The organism is Streptomyces sp. PT12, from assembly GCF_003311645.1.
Classification (GTDB): domain Bacteria; phylum Actinomycetota; class Actinomycetes; order Streptomycetales; family Streptomycetaceae; genus Streptomyces.
On record NZ_QEST01000188.1, the window covers coordinates 18,283 to 34,484 of the forward strand.

A 16,202-nucleotide genomic window follows, 5' to 3' on the forward strand; every position below is an offset into this window, starting at 1 on the left:
TCAGCCTCCCGCACCGCGGCCTTCCCCGGCAACCCCGCCGGGCGCCCGCGTCCCGCTGCCCCCGGGAGTGGGCGGTGGAGGGCGCCGCCGTGACACCGCGCCCTCCACCCCCCATCCGAAAAGGGACTTCAGGGGCGCCGACGGTCCGGCAGGGGGCCCTCCGGGTCCCCGACGGCCCCGGCGAGCACGGCGATGACCTCCTTCCCCCACGCCTCGATGGTCGCCTCCTCGAACAGGTCGGTGGAGTACTCGAAGGTGAGGGTCATGCCATCGTCCTCGGGGGCCAGGACGACATAGAGCTCCGTGCGCGCCACCCCCGCCGTGGGCAGGCCGCGCACCGTCGTCGACACCTCGCGCAGGTCGAGGACGGGGGGCGGCGTGGTGACTACGGTGAACAGCACGTCGGGGAACGGCCCTTGCCCGGTGCCGGGCGCCACCAGGTCGGCCACCTCGGCCAGGGGCAGCTCCTGGTGGTCGAGCGCGGCGAAGAGCGAGGCGCCGACCTGCCGCACCAGGTCGGCGAAGGTGGCCGCCTCGCCGACCCTGGCGCGCAGCAGCACGGCCTCGCCCAACGGGCCGACGACCTCGGCCCGTTCGGGGCCCAGCCGGTTGGCGCTCGACGCGGCGAGCACGACATCGGCGGACCCGCCGCGGCGCCCGGCGGCCCACAGGGCGAAGCCCGCCGCGAGAAGGGCGTAGGGGGGAGCGCCGAGCACCTGGGCCCTCTCCTCGATCCGCCGCGCGAGAGAGCCGTCCAGGGCCCAGGTGCGCAGCGCGCCCCGCCCTGACAGCGGGCCCCGCCTCGGCCGGTCGGTCGGCAGGTCGAGCCTGGGCGGAACGCCGTCGAGCTCGGCGCGCCAGAACCGCTCGAGGTCTTCCCTGCGCCGGTCGTCGAGCGCGTGCTCCGCGCGGGCGTGGTCTGTGAACTGCGCGGTCGGCGGCGGGAGCGGGGCGCCTGCGCCCCCGCGGCGCGCGTCGTAGAGCTTCTGGAGCTCGCCCCAGATGATGCCCATCGACCAGCCGTCGCACAGCGCGTGGTGCAGGACCGTCACCAGCGTCCAGCGCTCGGGGCCGAGTCGCGCCAGGCGGAAGCGGAACAGCGGGGCGCGGTCCATCGCGAACGGGCGCGCCGCGTGCTCCCGGCACCAGGCGTCGAGACGCTGCTCGTCCGCGGACAGGTCGCTGACCTGAAGGTCGACGGGCACCTGGGAGAGCACTTCCAGGAGGAACGCGCCGTCCCGGCGCACCGCGCGGGCGCGCAGCGCGTCGTGGCGGGCCACCAGCTCGGCGAGCGCGTGCCGGAGGTCATCGGGCGAGAGCGGGCCGCGCACGTCGACGCGGTGGGCGACGTTGTACACGCCGGGGTCGGCCCGTTCGTGGTGGCGGCGCCACAGCCTGCGCAGGAACGAGGTCATGGGCACGGTGGCTGCCACATCGCCCGCGCCGCCCGGGGGCGTGGGGTCAGGCTGTTCGAGCCTGGCCGCGAGCCCGCGGATCGTCGGCGCGCGGAAGAGGTCGGCCATGGGCACGGTCAGGCCCAGCTCAGCGGCCATGCGGTTCACCAGCCGGATCGCGCTCAGCGAGTGGCCGCCGAGCGCGAAGAACGAGCGGTCCACCGGCACCTGCCCCAGGCCGAGGATGTCGCACCACAGGCCGTGCAGCGCCTTCTCCGTCGGCGTGACGGGGGCGGCGCCCTCGTGCCGCGCGCCCTCGTCGCCGGGGTCGGGCAGGCGCGAACGGTCCAGCTTGCCCGAGGCGTTCAGCGGGAGGCGTTCGAGGCCCACCCAGCGGCGCGGGACCAGATGGTCGGGCAGCGCCGCGGCCAGCGCCTCGCGCGGACCCGCGAGCTCGTCCCCGGGGACCTCGGGCACCACATAGGCGGCGAGCTCCCACTCGCCGTGTCGGTCGCGGCGCGGCAGCACGGCCGCGTCGCGGACGCCGGGGAGCGCGGTCAACGCCGCCCGCACCTCGGCGGGTTCGACGCGGTGGCCCCTGATCTTGACCTGGTCGTCGGTGCGGCCCCGGTACTGGAGCGTGCCGTCCGCGCGCCAGCGCGCCAGGTCGCCGGTGCGGTAGCGCGCCGACCCCGCGCCGTCGTCGAGGAATGCCGCCGCGGTCTCGTCCGGCCTCGCGTGGTAGCCGTAGGCGACGGGGACGCCGCCGATGTGGATCTCGCCGAAGGCCCCCACGGGCACCTGGCGCCCCGCGCCGTCGAGCAGGTGGACGCGCGCCCCCGCGACCGGCCCGCCGATGGGCGGGTGGTCGCCGTCTTCGGGGTCCACGCGGTGCGAGGTGACGATGACGGAGGTCTCGGTCGGCCCGTACTGGTGGTACAGGGCGCACGCCGGGTGGGCGGCGAGGAACCGGCGGAAGGCGTCCGTGAGCCGCAGCGCCTCGCCCGCGGTGAACACCTCGCGCAGGGACGGCATGCGCGGCCCCGTCTCCATCAGGTACGTCAGCGGCGTGCACGGCATGAACACCCGCTCCACGCCATGGTCGCGGACCGCGGCCGTGACGGCGTCCGGGTCGTGCCGCGCCTCGTCGGCGATCAGGACGAGGGCGGCCCCTGACGCCAGCGTCGTGAAGATCTCCTGCACGCTGACGTCGAAGGCCGTGGAGGTCCACTGGAGGGTGCGCAGGGCGGGATGCCGCCGCACATGGTCCCGCACGAGGTTGGCCGGGCCGCGGTGGGGCACCACGACGCCCTTGGGGCGGCCGGTCGAGCCCGATGTGTAGAGGCAGTACGCGGCGTCGTCGGGCCCCGCCCCGCCATCGGGCCCCTCGGCGCCCGGCGCGCCCTCGGCGCCCGGCGCCACGTCGGCGAGCAGCAGGACCGGCACGCGGGGCACGAGGTCCTGGTGCCGCGCCAGGGCGGCGTCGTCCGTCAGCAGCAGGGCGGGGGCGCTGTCGTCGAGGAGGGCGGCGAGCCTGGGGGAGGGCAGCGAGGGGTCGAGCGGAACGTAGGCCGCGCCGCTCCTGAGCACCCCGATGAGGGCGGCGATCAGCTCGGGACCGCGCCCCAGCAGGACCGCCACGCGATCGCCGCGCCCCACGCCGCGCTCCCGCAGCCGCCAGGCGAGCCGACGGGCGCGGGCCGCCAACGCGCCGTAGCTGACGCGTTCCCTGCCCCACTCCACGGCGACGGCGTCGGGCGTGGCGTCGGCCTGCCGCTCGAACAGCCCGTGCAGGGTGTCCCCGGTCGCGGGCCATGGCTCGTCGAGGCGGCCGAGCCGCACGAGCGTGGCGCGGTCGGCGTCCGTCACCGCGGTCAGCTCGTGGAGTGGCGCGGCGGGCGCGGCCAGGGCGCGGCGCAGCACGTGCTCCGTGTAGTCCACCAGTCGGCGCACCGTGCTCTCGTCGAAGAGGGCCGTGTCGTACTCGACCATGAAGCGGACGCCGTCGCGGTGGTGGGTGAGGTAGACGGTCAGGTCGAACGGCGCGCGGGCGCTCGGCACATCGAGCAGCGTGGCCGTCAGGTGGGGCGGGTCGAAGTCGACCTCGCTCTCGTTCTCGTACTCCACCAGGACCTGGAAGAGGGGGTTGCGGCCGGGGTCGCGCGGGGGGTTGACCGCGGCCACCAGCGCGTCGAAGGGGACGCCGCGGTGGTCGTACGCGGCCGCGCTGGTCTCCCTGACGCGGCGCAGCAGCGCGGGGAAGTCCGGGTCGCCGCCCAGGTCGAGGCGGAGCGGCACGGTGTCGAGGTGGAGCCCGATCCGGTCCTCGGCACCGCCCTGGCGCGCGGCGACGGCGGTGCCGACCACCAGGTCGTCCTGCCCGGCGAAGCGGCCGAGCACGGCCGCGATGGCCGCCGTCAGCGCCATGAAGGGGGTGGCGCGGTGCGTTGCGGCGAACGCCCTGAGCGCGCGGACGAGTTCGCCGTCGAGCGCGTGGGTGAGGCACGCGCCCTCGCCCGTTCTGGCGGGTGGGCGCGGCCTGTCCGTGGGGAGGTCCAGGCCGGGCGCGCCGCCGAGCGTGCGCCGCCAGAACTCCAGGGCCGCGGCGGTCCCTTCGGCCTCGGCAGCCGCGCCCTCACCAGCCTGGTCGGCGAGGGGCGGCAGCCCCGGGTCGCCGTCGGGCCACGCGCGGTAGAAGGCGGCCAGGTCCCGAACCAGCACCGCGGTGGACGCCGAGTCGAACACGATGTGGTGGGCCAGCAGGAAGAGCAGGTGCCGCTCGTCGGACAGGCGCAGCAGGCGGGCGCGGACGAGGGGCCCGGCGCCGAGGTCGACCGTGCGGGCCCCCTCGCTTTCGAGGACGGCCCGCAGGGCCTGCTCCTCCGGCGTCCCCGCGTGGTCGTCGATGGGGCAGTCGAGGTCGGCGCTGGGCAGGATCTCCTGGTACGGAACGCCGTCGCGCTGCCGGAAGACCGTGCGCAGCGCCTCGTGCCGGTCCGCGGCGCGCGCGAACGCGTGGCGCAGCGCCGGAACGTTGAGCGGCCCTTCCAGGCGGACGGCCTTGGGCTCGTGGTACATCAGCGTGCCGGGGTGCAGCTGTTCGAGGAACCAGATGCGGCGTTGCGCGGGCGTCAACGGCCTGCGCAGGGGCGCGGGCGGCTTCCGCGCGCCGGGGGCGGGCGCGGTGCGCGCGCGGACCCGGTCGAGCGACGGCAGCGCCGCCAGGACCTTCTCCTTCTCCACCCCGAAGTCCACGAAGCACGCGATCTCATCAGCCCCCGCGGCCATGAGGCGGCGCACCGTCTCCTCGGCCTCCCGTTCGCCGCCGATCATGGCGCGTGAGGCGCAGTAGCGGTCGTATGCCCGCTCCAGCAGGAACTCCACGTCCTCCTCGGGGGTGTTGTCGAGGTCCACCTCGACGCCGAGGCTCGTGGTCACCTGGTCGAACAGCGAGAGCGAGGAGCGCAGATACGCCACGAAGGGCCGGTATGCCTCGGCCCGCGCGCGTTCCGCGTCCTCGCCGAGGTAGGTGTGCACGAGCACCACGACCCGGCCGGTCGCCGGGTCGAGCCCGTGCTCGGCGCGCGTGCGCCGGTAGAGCGCGATGTTCGCGGCCAGCTGCTCGACGGTCTGCGCCATCAGGTTGGTGACGACCCCCAGATCCTCGGCGGCGGCCCGCCGATAGCTCTCGGGGTTCCCGACCACCGCCACGGACAGGGGCGGCAGGTCCTGCACGGGGCGGGGGTGCAGCCTGACCTCCACGGGGCGGCCGTCGCCCGCGGTGGTCGCGAGGGGCTGCCCCGACCAGAGCCGCCGCACGGTCTCCAGGTGCTCGTACAGCACCTCGCGGTGGCGCCCGAAGTGCTGCGGGGCGAGCGAGAAGTCCCTCGCGTGCCAGCCGCTGGCGAAGCACAGGCCGACCCTGCCGCCCGAGATGTTGTCGACGACCGACCACTCCTCGGCGACCCTGACGGGGTGGTGCAGCGGCAGCACCACGGACCCGGCGTGCAGCCTGATCCTGCGGGTCCGCGCCGCGAGCGCGGCGGCGAGGACGGACGGGTTGGGGAAGAGCGCGCCGAACGAGTCGAAGTGCCGCTCGGGGAACCACAGGGCGTGGAAGCCGCTCCGGTCGGCGAACTCGGCCGCCTCCATGATCAGCCCGTACTTGTCGTGAACGGCGTCGTCGGGGTAGTCGCCGAAGAAGTAGAGGCTCATGTCGCACCCGGCCGCCGCGGGCTGCCGGGGTGGGGTCGCCGGTATCGGTGCCGGTGCCGGTGCGGGTGCCGGTGCTGGTGCGGGTGCCGGTGTCGTGGTGGGGGGCGTGCGGGGCGCGGGGGAGCCGAGCGCGTCGAGCTGCCGGGAGATCACCTCGGTCACCCGGTCGGCGAGCGTCTCCACGAGCCTGAGCTGCTGCCCGAACAGCGCGTGCAGCTCGGGCGTCTCGCCGCCCTCGGGGGGCCGCGGCGCCTCCGCGGGGGCCTCCGCAGGCGTCTCCACAGGCATCTTCACCGGCGGCGCGGGGGCGGCGTCGCCGCGCGCCCGGCCGATGAGGGCGGCCAGCTTGCGCGGCGTGTCGGCGCCGTCGAACAGCGCGCGGACCGGGACGCGGACGCCGTGCCGCGTGGCCAGCTCGGCCGTCATGCTCATCAGGGAGAGCGAGTCCGCGCCCAGGTCGAAGACCGACGTGTCCGCTGTCACCTCCGTCGTCGCGGCCCCCAGCGCGGCGGCCGTCAACTCCCTGATGCCCTCGACCAGTACGTCACCCAGTGCGTCATCCGATGCGTCATCGGCGCGGGCCGGTACGGCGGCGGGCGGCTCAGCGGCCGGTGGCGCGGGCGGCGGCGTGGCCGCCACCGGCACGGGGCGCAGCGGATGCCCCGGCAGCGGGATCCGCCGCCCGCCGCCGACGAGCGCGGGCCAGTCGAGCTCGGCGCCCCTGGCCCACAGGGAGCCAAGGGCCCCGAGGAACCCGCGGACCTGCTCGTCCACGCCGCCCCCGCCCTGGCCGCCCCGCCACCGAGTGCCGGGGGCGCAGTGCCGACCGAGGCCGATCAGGGTCTCCCCGGCCTCCATCGCCACAAAGTCGGCGCACCCGCGCTCCAGCGCCGCGGCCACCGCCAGGTCGAAGCGGACGGGGCGCCGCGCCTGGCGGCAGAGGTAGTGGGCGCCGATGACGCTGCCCACGGGGTGCGCCTCGCCGTCGGCGGCCGTCACCACGGTGACGCCGAGCGGGCGGTAGGCCACGCGCTCGGCGTGCGCGCGGAACGCGTCGATCGCCTCGTCGACCGCGGCCGAGTGGAACGCCCGGTCGACCGGCAGCGCCCTCCAGCGCGCGTTCTCCCGGTCCAGCAGGCGCGTGGCCGCGTCAAGCGCGTCGGGCGGTCCCGAGATCACGTGCGAGCGCGGGCCGTTGACCGCCGCCACCTCGGCGCCCGAGTCGCGGGCGACGCGCCGCGCGGTGTCCGCGTCGGCGCGCAGGGCGAGCATGCCGCCGGGCGGGCCCGCCTCCATCAGGCGCCCGCGCCAGGCGGTGAGGCGCAGCCCGTCCTCCAGGCTCAGGGCACCGGCCGCGTACAGCGCCGCATACTCGCCGACGCTGTGGCCGAACAGCAGGTCGGGGCGCACGCCCGCGGCGCGCCACGCATCGGCGAGCGCTGCCTGGTGCGCGAAAAGCGCCGCCTGGGCCGTCCCCGTGGGCCACACCTCGCCCGCCCCCGAGTCCGCCCCCCGATCCGCCCCCGAGTCCGAGTCGGGGGGAGCGTCGAGCAGGAGCGGGAGCAGGGCGCCGCCGAACGCGTCGGCGTGGATCTCGGCGCACCGGTCGAGCGTTCGACGGGCGGCCCGGCTCGCGGCGTACAGGCCGCCCGCCATGCCGCGCCTCGCGCTGCCCTGCCCGGGGAAGACGAACGCCAGCGGGCCGAGCGGGGGTTCGGGGGCGCGCCGTGGCTCGTCGAGCGCCCCGTCGAGCGCCCTGGCGAGCTCGTCGGCGGCGCGCCCGACCGCCGTGGCGCGCGCCGCCCGGTGCGGCCTGCCGAGGGCCAGGGTGGTGGCCACGTCGTCCGCCCGCGGCTCGGGCCGCTGCCGCAGCCGGTCGCCGAGCAGGCCGCGCAGCTCGTCGAGGGCCTGCGGGTCGCGCGCCGACACCGGGACCAGGACGGGCAGTTCGGGCGGCTGACGGTGCGGCGCCGCGGGCGCCTCCTCGAGCACCACATGGGCGTTGGTGCCGCCGACGCCGAGGGCGCTGACCCCGGCCCTGCGCGGCACCCCGTCGGGCACCGTCCAGGGCCTCAGCTCCCTGACGAGCGTCAAGGGGCCGCCGTCGATGCGTAGTTCGGGGTTGGGGCGGGTCAGGTGCGGGGTCGGCACCAGGGTGCGGTGCCGCAGCATGAGGATCGTCTTGATCAGTCCGGCCATTCCGGCGCAGCTGTCGAGGTGCCCGATGTTGGGCTTGACCGAGCCGACGGCGCAGAACCCCGTGCGCCCGGTGCCCTCGTCCAGCGCCCGGCCGAGCGCTTCGAGCTCCACCGGGTCGCCGAGCGCGGTCCCCGTGCCGTGCGCCTCCACATAGGAGACGGTCTCGGCCCGGACGTTCGCCCTGCGCAGGGCGCGGCGCACGACGTCGACCTGCCCGGCCACCCCGGGCGCGCTGAAGCCCGCCTTGTCCGAGCCGTCGTTGTTGACCGCGGAGCCCAGGATCACCGCGTGCACGGTGTCCCCGTCGGCCAGCGCCCGGTCGAGCCGCTTGAGCAGCACGGCGGCCACGCCGTTGCCGCCGACCGTGCCGTCAGCGGCTTCGTCGAACGCCCGACATCGCCCGGTGGGCGACAGGATCGACTCCGGCTGGCTGCGGTAGCCGGTGCGCTGGGGGTGGTGCACGGCCGCGGCGCCCGCGAGCGCGAGGTCGGCCTCGCCGCTCAGCACGGCCTGCGCGGCGAGGTGGACGGCGACGAGCGACGTGGAGCACGCCGTCTGCACGCCGATGGCCGGTCCCCTGAGCCCGAGGCGGTAGGCGACGCGCGTCGCCAAAAAGTCCGGCTGCCGCGCGATGGCCCAGCGCATGCCGGTCGCGGGGTCCGCCGCGTCGCCGGGGCCGTGCGCCGCGCTCGGCCGCTGATGGTCGTACAGGTTCATGCCGGAGCCAGCGAACACGCCCACCGTGGAGTCGGGCCCGGTGCCCGCGTATCCGCCGTGTTCGAGCGCCCCGTGGCAGCACTCGAGGAACAACCGGTGCGCGGGGTGGGTGAGCTCGCTCTCGCGCGCGTTCATGCCGAAGAACGCCCCGTCGAACGCGTCGGCGCCGTCGATCACGCCGCCCACGGGCACGAGGTCGGGAGCGCGCCGCTGCTCGGGGGTCAGGCCCGCCGCGGCCAACTCCTCGTCGCCGAAGGTCTGGACGCTGCTCACCCCGTCGCGCAGGTTGGCCCAGAAGCGCTCCGGCGTGTCCGCGCCGGGGAAGCGGAACGAGAACCCGATGACCGCGACGCGTCGATCGGCGGCGTCATCGGACCCGGCGCCCGCACCGGCGCCCGCGGCCCGCCGCGCGCCGCCGCCCGACAGGTGCGCGGCGAGCGCGTCGGCCGTCGGGTGCTCGAACGGCGCCGTCGGGGCGATCGGCACGCCCAGCCGCTCCTCCAGCCGGGCGCGCAGGCGCACGAGCGAGGCGGAGGTCAGGCCGAGCTCGTAGAACGGCTGGTCGGACCCGGCCGAGCGCCCCAGCACGGCGGCCAGCTCCTCGCGCACCGCGCGCGCCGTCGCGTCGCGGTCGGGGCGCGCGGACGCGGTCTCTTCCGGCGGGTCCGGCGACCGGTCCGGCGACCGGTCGGCGAGCCGGTCGATCAGCCGGTCCCGCAGCGCGCCGCGGCGCACCTTCCCCGCGGGCGTTCTCGGGAAGTCGTCCGGCGCGACGGGAACGACATGGGTGGCGGTGAGTCGCAGCCGCCCGAACAGCGCGGCCCGCACGTCGCGGCCGATGCGCGCGTCCTCGGCCGCGCCCCGGCTGACGAAGAACACCGCCAGCTCCTCCGTGCCCCGCTCCTGGCTCGGGATGCCGCAGGCCGCCACCTCGCCCTGTCTGACCCCTTCGACGGCGGTGGCGGCCTCCTCGACCTCGTGGCAGTAGACGTTGTGCCCGTTGAGGATGATCAGGTCCTTGCGCCGCCCCGTGATGACCACCTGGCCCGCGTCGATGAACGCCAGGTCACCGGTGTCAAGCCAGTCGCGCCCCGCGGGGAACGCCTCGGCGTCCGCCGCGGGATCGCGGACATAGCCCGGGGTCAGGCGCGTCGGCGAGTGGACCTGGAGCCGCCCGACGCGGCCGGGCGGCGCGAGGTCGCCGCGGTCGTCGACGATGCGCAGGGTCACGCCGTGCGCGGGCGATCCGGACGCGACGAAGGTGACGCACTCCTCGTCGGGCGTCTGGTCACCGGCCCTGACCAGCTCGCCGCCCAGGCTGCTCCCCAGCAGGCGGTGCACGGTGCCGGGGCGGTCGAGCCTGCCGTAGGTGCAGGCGGTCACCGTCTCGGCCATGCCCCACACCGGCGCGATGTGCTCTTCGCGGACCCCGAACGCGGCCGTGGCGTCGAGGAATCGGCGCAGCACCGGCAGCACCACCCGCTCCCCTCCGCACACCAGGGACTTCAGGCGGCCGAGGTCCCAGCGCCGCCCGTGCGGCGCGTCCCGGCGCCCGGCCAGCGCCTCGGCGACCAGCTCGTAGGCGAACGTCGGGGCCCAGCCGTGCTGGGCGCGGTGCTCGTGGAGGAGGTCGAGCCAGCGTGTGGGGTCGGCCAGGACGCGCTCGGTGGGGGCGTGGACGTTGGTGCAGCCGACGAAGACGGCGAGGACGTGGTAGAGGAGGAACGCGCCGCTGTGGTCGACGGGGAGCCAGTTCGCCATGGTGTCATCGGGGCGCACATCGAGGATGCGTCTGCTGCTCGCCGCGAGGTCCGCGAGTCCGGCGTGCGTCAGCCGGGCGGCCTTGGGGCCCCCGGTGCTGCCGGACGAGAGCATCAGGAGCGCGGTGTCGGACGCGTCGGGCTCGACGTGGTCGTCGGCGGGCGCCGCGGCACGGCAGTCGTCGGCGATGGCGACATCCAAGGCGGGGGCCACTTCGGCGAGGACGGCCGCACAGGCCGCGTCGCCGACGACCAGCGGGCGTGAGAGCAACGCGTGGGCGTGCAGGAGGCGTTCGAGGGCCGGGGAGCCGGGCGCCGGGGGCTCCGCGATGGCCACAGGTCTCGCGCCGCCGAGCACGCACGCCCAGAAGGCGGGGAAGAAGTCCGCCAGGGGCAGCCCGCACAGCACGACCGTGTCCCCCGCGCGCACGCCGTGCGCGCGGAGCCCGGTGAGCGAACGCCGCGCGGCGTCGAGGAGCTGGGCGTACGACCGCGACCGGGCCGTGCCGTCGGGGGCGATGGTGACGACGGCCGCGCCTGAGGCGGCCCCGGCCGCCCGCAGCAACGCCGCCACCGCGTCGCCCGGGTCGTCCTCGGTGCGCTCCGGCTCGGGCCCCCGGCAGAGTGCTTCTCCTCGGACGCGTTCCATACGAGTCAACTCCTAGCGTTGCGGTGGTGCGTGGGTGGGCGGGCCGGACCGCCGCGCACGATCCCCACCTCGCCAGCCCCTCGTGGTGGTCACCATGAGCGCGAGCGCTCCGCACACGGCCATGCCGTGGAAGATGGCCACGACGGTCAGCGCCGACAGTCGCTCCAACGCGGCAGCGGCGGCGACCGTGCCCAGCGCGAACCCCGACTGCTCCACGGTGGCGGAGAGCCCGAACAACCGGTCGCGCCGCCGCGCCGGTTCGGCCTGGAGGCGAGAGACATAGACGGTCTCCGTCCAGCCGTCCGCGAACCCGGCCGCGAGCGCGGCCAGCGCGAGCGCGGCCGTGGGCAGGTCGAGAAAGGCCGCGATGAACGAGAGCGCCATGGCGCAGGTCCCGAGGGCGAACGCCCGCTCTCCCCAAGCCCTTTCGCCCGACCGCCGCCGAAGCACGAGCTGGGCGAGCACCGTGCCGATCGCCCACGCGGCCCAGAACCGCGCCATGAACACCGCCGGTTCGCCCGAGGCGCCGTGGGCGACCACGGGCAGGGCGACATTGTGCGACGAGGACGCCAGGGCGTCAGCCCCCCGCAGCGCGACCAGCCCGATCAGGAGCGCGGGCAGCCCCGCGAGGATCCGCGGACGGAAGCGGCGCCGCGCCGACGGCCCGTCACCTCCCGTCGCATCCGCCTCTTCAGGGGCGTCGCCATCCGCCTCGCGCGCGCCGTTCCCGCCGGGGAACCACCCCCACAGCGCCACGGCGGACACGGCGAAGCTCGCGGCGTTGACGGCGAACGCGAGCCCGTACCCGCCCAGCGCGATCACGGGCGCCGCCGAGGCGAACCCGAGCACCGTCGCCAGCGAACGCGCCGTGACCAGCAGGCCGTTGGCCCGGGTGCGCGCCTCCTGGCCGACCATGGCCGGGACCGCGCTGCGCAGGCCCACGGTGAACAGGGTGTTCCCCGCGCCGAGCGCCACCGCCGCCGCGGCGAGCAGCCACAGCGGCGAGCGCGCGCCGCCGACCGCGAGGGCGACCATGAACGCGCCCTGCGCGACATCCGCCCCGAGCATGACGCTTCTGCGGCTCACCCTGGCCAGCACCGCCCCCGCGGCCAGGCCCGCGGCGAACCCGCTCAGCAGCCGCAGCGCCATCACCGCGCCCACGCCGAACGCCGTGCCGGTGACCTCGAAGGAGAACAGGCCGAGCGCGATCAGGTTCAGATAGGTGCCATAGGCGGAGACCCCGTAGGCGGTGGCCAGCCCGCGGAACCTCGCGTCCAGCCTCTCGCCGGGCCGCCCCGGCCGCGTCGGTGATGTACGTAAGCTCATGGGCCCCCGCGTTCCCCCCGCCGTGCCGGAACCTCCCCGGCGACGGAGACGCGCAGACTAACAGCAGCGCCCGGGGCACGATCAGGGCGCCCACCGCGAATGACCCGCGCCCCCGGGTGCGTTGCGCTCAGGGCACCGTGATCACGGCCTTGCCGTGGGCGTGGCCCGACTCCACGTGGCGCAGGCCATCGGCCGCCTCGGCCAGGGGATAGGTCCGGTCGACCACCGGGGTGAGCGTGCCCGCCTCGATGGGCGCGGCGACGGCGCGCAGGTCCTCCTGGGTCGGCCCGGCGGGGACCGCGGGGGTGATGGTCGTGAGCCGTTGCCGGACGAACGCGTTGACCAGCAGCACCCGAGGCATCGAGGCGATCGCCCCGAAGACGTGTCCAGGGGAGCCGCCGCCGTTGGCCACCAGGGTCCCCGAGGGGGTGAGCGCCCGGCGCAGCCGGCCGAGCGGGCGGTTGCCGACGCCGCCCCGTTGATCAGCATCCGCTGCCCGGCCCGCACCCGGCCCACGGTCCTGATGCCCCGCGGGCGGTGACGGCCGCCATCGGCACGGCCGCTGCCTGCTCGAACGCCAGCCGCGCCGGCTTGGGCACCAGCAGGTCGGCGGTGGTGCGCGCGTACTCGGCGAACGAGCCGCGGCAGAAGCCGAGCACCTCGTCGCCCGCGCCCGGGAGGCGCGATCCGCGGTCTGAGCGATGGGCCCCTCGTGCCGCCGCGTGCGACGACGCGCTCGACCACGGTGGTGAGCTTCCACGCTTGCGACAAGTGCGAGCAGAAATTCTCTTCTCGCGCCAACTTCTTGCATGTGCGCGCATGACTGTGCACACTGAGCGCACCGCGCCCCAACTCACCGACGGTCGGTGGGAGTCGAGGCAGCGGCGGAGGACGATCCGCCGCCGAGCCGGACTCTCCGGCGTCCGCCCCTCGCCATGCGCTCCATGCGCCGACCCGACCCCAGGGGCCGGGCAACGCGCCCGCGTGCCCGACGCGCCGGCGCCGATCCCGCCCGGCGCCGATCCCACCTCCTGCCCGATTCAAGGAGCTGAACAACGTGGTTCCCCTCAGTCGACGCGACATCCTGTTCTCGGCCGCCGCCGCCGGGGCCACCTCGCTGCTGTCCCCCGGGGCCAGCGCGACGGCCGCGCCCGGCGAGAGACAGGGCTCGCCGACGGACCTGACCGGCCACGACCCCGTCACCGTGCGGTGGTTGGAGGGCGGCGTACCCGCGGAGCTCACCGCGGGAACGACCTGGGGCGTTCCATGGCCGCGCGGCGCCTTCGCCCCCGACCAGGAGTTCTCGCTGGTCGCCGACTCGGGCGAGGCCGTCCCCGTGCAGTCGTGGCCCATCGGCCGGTGGCCCGACGGCTCGGTCAAGTGGACGGCCCACGCCGTCAGCGGCGCCGACCCGCGCGCCGAGACCTACCGGCTTCAGCCCGGCGAGAGCGCCGCGCCCCACGACCCCGTCACCGTCACGACCAGCGGGCGGCGGATCACCGTGGACACCGGCGTCATGACCGTGACGTTCCGGCGCAACGGCGAGGATCTTGTCGAGTCCATAGAGCGCGCCGGGACGGTCATCGCCACGAAGGGCCGCCTGATCGCCTCGCGCCAGGACGCCGCGAGCACCGATCGCCCCGACAGGGTCAGCACCCAGCGGTTCACCAGCTCGATCGACGAGGTGACGGTCGAGCAAGAAGGCCCGGTGCGCGCCGTCGTCAAGGTCGAGGGCAGGCACAGGAAGGATCGCCGCGCGTGGCTGCCCTTCACGGTGCGCTTCTACCTCTACGCGGGCTCCGACGCGGTCCGCATGGTGCACACGTTCGTCTACGACGGCGACGCGGAGCGGGACTTCGTCAACGGCCTCGGCGTGCGGTTCGACGTTCCGATGCGCGACGAGCCCCACGACCGGCACATCCGGTTCGCCGGGCAGGGCGAGGGCGTGCTGGCCGAGGCCGTGCGCGGCCTGAGCGGGCTGCGCCGTGACCCGGGCGAGGCCGTGCGCGCGGCCCAGCGCGCGGGGCAGGCGACGCCGGACCCGAGCACCTGGGACCAGCGGGTCACCACGCGCCTGGCGTACATACCGGCGTTCGGCGACTACAGCCTGCACCAGCTGAACGCGCAGGGCTTCGAGATCCACAAGCGGACCGAGCGCGGACACTCCTGGCTGCGCGCCGACGGCGGGCGGCGCGCGCGAGGGCTCGCCTATGTGGGGTCGCCAAGCGGGGGCCTCGCGTTCGGCATGCGGAACTTCTGGCAGCTGCACCCCACCGAGCTCGAGATCACCGGGGCCGCCACGGACACCGCGCAGGCGACGGTGTGGATGTGGTCCCCGCGCGCCGGGTCGATGGACCTGCGCTTCTACCACGACGGCCTGGGCCAGGACACCTTCGATGAGCAGTTGGAGGGCCTTGAGATCACCTACGAGGACTACGAGCCGGAGTTCGGGACCCCCTACGGGGTGGCGCGGACGACGGAGCTGGCCTTCTGGGCTCTTGAGGCGACCCCCACGGCCGAGCGCTTCTCCGCGCTCGCCGACGCCGTCGCCACCCCGCCGCTGCTGGCGAGCGCCCCCGAACACAACCACGCCGCCGGGGTGTTCGGCTCCTGGGCCCCGGTGGACCGCTCCGACGCGGCGAAGGAGCGGCTTGAGGACAACCTCGCGTTCATGCACAGCCACTATGTCGAGGAGGTCGACCAGCGTTCCTGGTACGGCTTCTGGGACTACGGCGACGTCATGCACGACTACGACGGCACCCGCCACACATGGCGCTACGACGTCGGTGGCTACGCGTGGGACAACTCCGAGCTGTCCACGGACCTGTGGCTGTGGTACCACTACCTGCGCACCGGGGACGCGACGGCGTTCCGCTTCGCCGAGGCCATGACGCGCCACACCGGCGAGGTGGACATGTACCACATCGGCGAGTGGAAGGGCCTCGGCACGCGCCACGGCGTGCAGCACTGGGGCGACAGCGCCAAGCAGGTGCGGATCAGCAACGCCGGGTACAAGCGGATCTACTACTTCCTCACCGCCGACGAGCGGGTCGGCGACGTGCTCCACGAACTCATCGACGCCGACCGGTCGTTCCTGGTCCTCGACCCGGGGCGCAAGCTGACCGACGAGCCGTTCGACCCGGATCCCGCGGCGCTCCCCCTCGGCACGAGCACCGACTGGGGCGCGCTGGCCCTGGCCTGGCTGACGGAGTGGGAGCGAGGCGGCGACGAGATCGCCCACACCAAGCTGATCAACGGCGCCACCACCATCGCCGCGCTGCCCAACGCGTGGGCCCAGGGCGGCGATGTCACCTACAACCTGGAGAACGGCCGCTTCACCGGCCCGTCCGAGCCGAGCATCAGCATCGGCAGCCTCAGCTCCGTGTTCGGGCTCATCGAGCTGATGACCGAGCTGCTCCAGCTGATCGACGACGAGCAGGTCCACGCCCAGTGGATCAGGTTCTGCCGCCTCTACAACTCCACCGCGGACCAGCAGCGCGAGGAGACCGGATCCTCCTGGGGCAGCCTCAACCTGCGCCAGGCGTACTCACGGGCCACCGCCTACGCGGCCGTGCGGCTCGACGATGACGCGCTCGCCGCCCGCGCCTGGCAGGAGCTGCGCACCGGCCACGCCGGCTACCCCGAGAACCACCCCTTCACGGCCGAGCGCGTCGAGGGGACCGATGTGCTCAACCCCGTCAACGAGGCCCGGCTCTCCACCAACGCCAGCGCCCAGTACGGCCTCGCCGTCATCCAGTGCCTGGCGCTCGTCGGCGACCACATCTGACGGCTCACGCCCCCGGCAGCGGGCCCCCGTCCCGGGAGCGGCACCAACGGCGTGAAGAACGTCGCACGACGCATCACGCGATGCCGCCCCCGGGGACGCCCCCCTGCGCCAACTGCTCGTCCGGCCCCGCCTGGTCGCCCGCGCCCCCGCCGGGG

Annotated in this window: 3 protein-coding genes and 1 pseudogene; 1 reads left to right on the top strand and 3 read right to left on the bottom strand. The window is 75.4% G+C overall.

Annotated elements, in window-relative coordinates; genetic code table 11:
- Nucleotides 1-128: 128 nt before the first annotated feature.
- The 3 genes and pseudogenes from DEH69_RS22490 to DEH69_RS22500 all read right to left on the bottom strand — a co-directional run.
- Nucleotides 129-10,934, bottom strand: a complete 10,806-nt coding sequence (locus DEH69_RS22490; RefSeq protein WP_113688821.1) for a non-ribosomal peptide synthetase/type I polyketide synthase — start codon at nt 10,932-10,934, stop codon at nt 129-131.
- A 12-nt stretch (nt 10,935-10,946) separates the two neighbouring features.
- Nucleotides 10,947-12,260 (bottom strand): MFS transporter, encoded by a 1,314-nt coding sequence (locus DEH69_RS22495; RefSeq protein ID WP_113688822.1) that lies wholly within the window; start codon nt 12,258-12,260, stop codon nt 10,947-10,949.
- 127 nt (nt 12,261-12,387) lie between these two features.
- Nucleotides 12,388-12,928 (bottom strand): annotated as a pseudogene (locus tag DEH69_RS22500) (zinc-binding dehydrogenase); the annotation flags it as partial.
- A 389-nt stretch (nt 12,929-13,317) separates the two neighbouring features.
- Here DEH69_RS22500 and DEH69_RS22505 point away from each other — a divergent pair.
- Nucleotides 13,318-16,047, top strand: coding sequence for a Tat pathway signal sequence domain protein (locus DEH69_RS22505; protein WP_113688823.1), 2,730 nt, complete (start codon nt 13,318-13,320; stop codon nt 16,045-16,047).
- Nucleotides 16,048-16,202 lie beyond the last annotated feature (155 nt).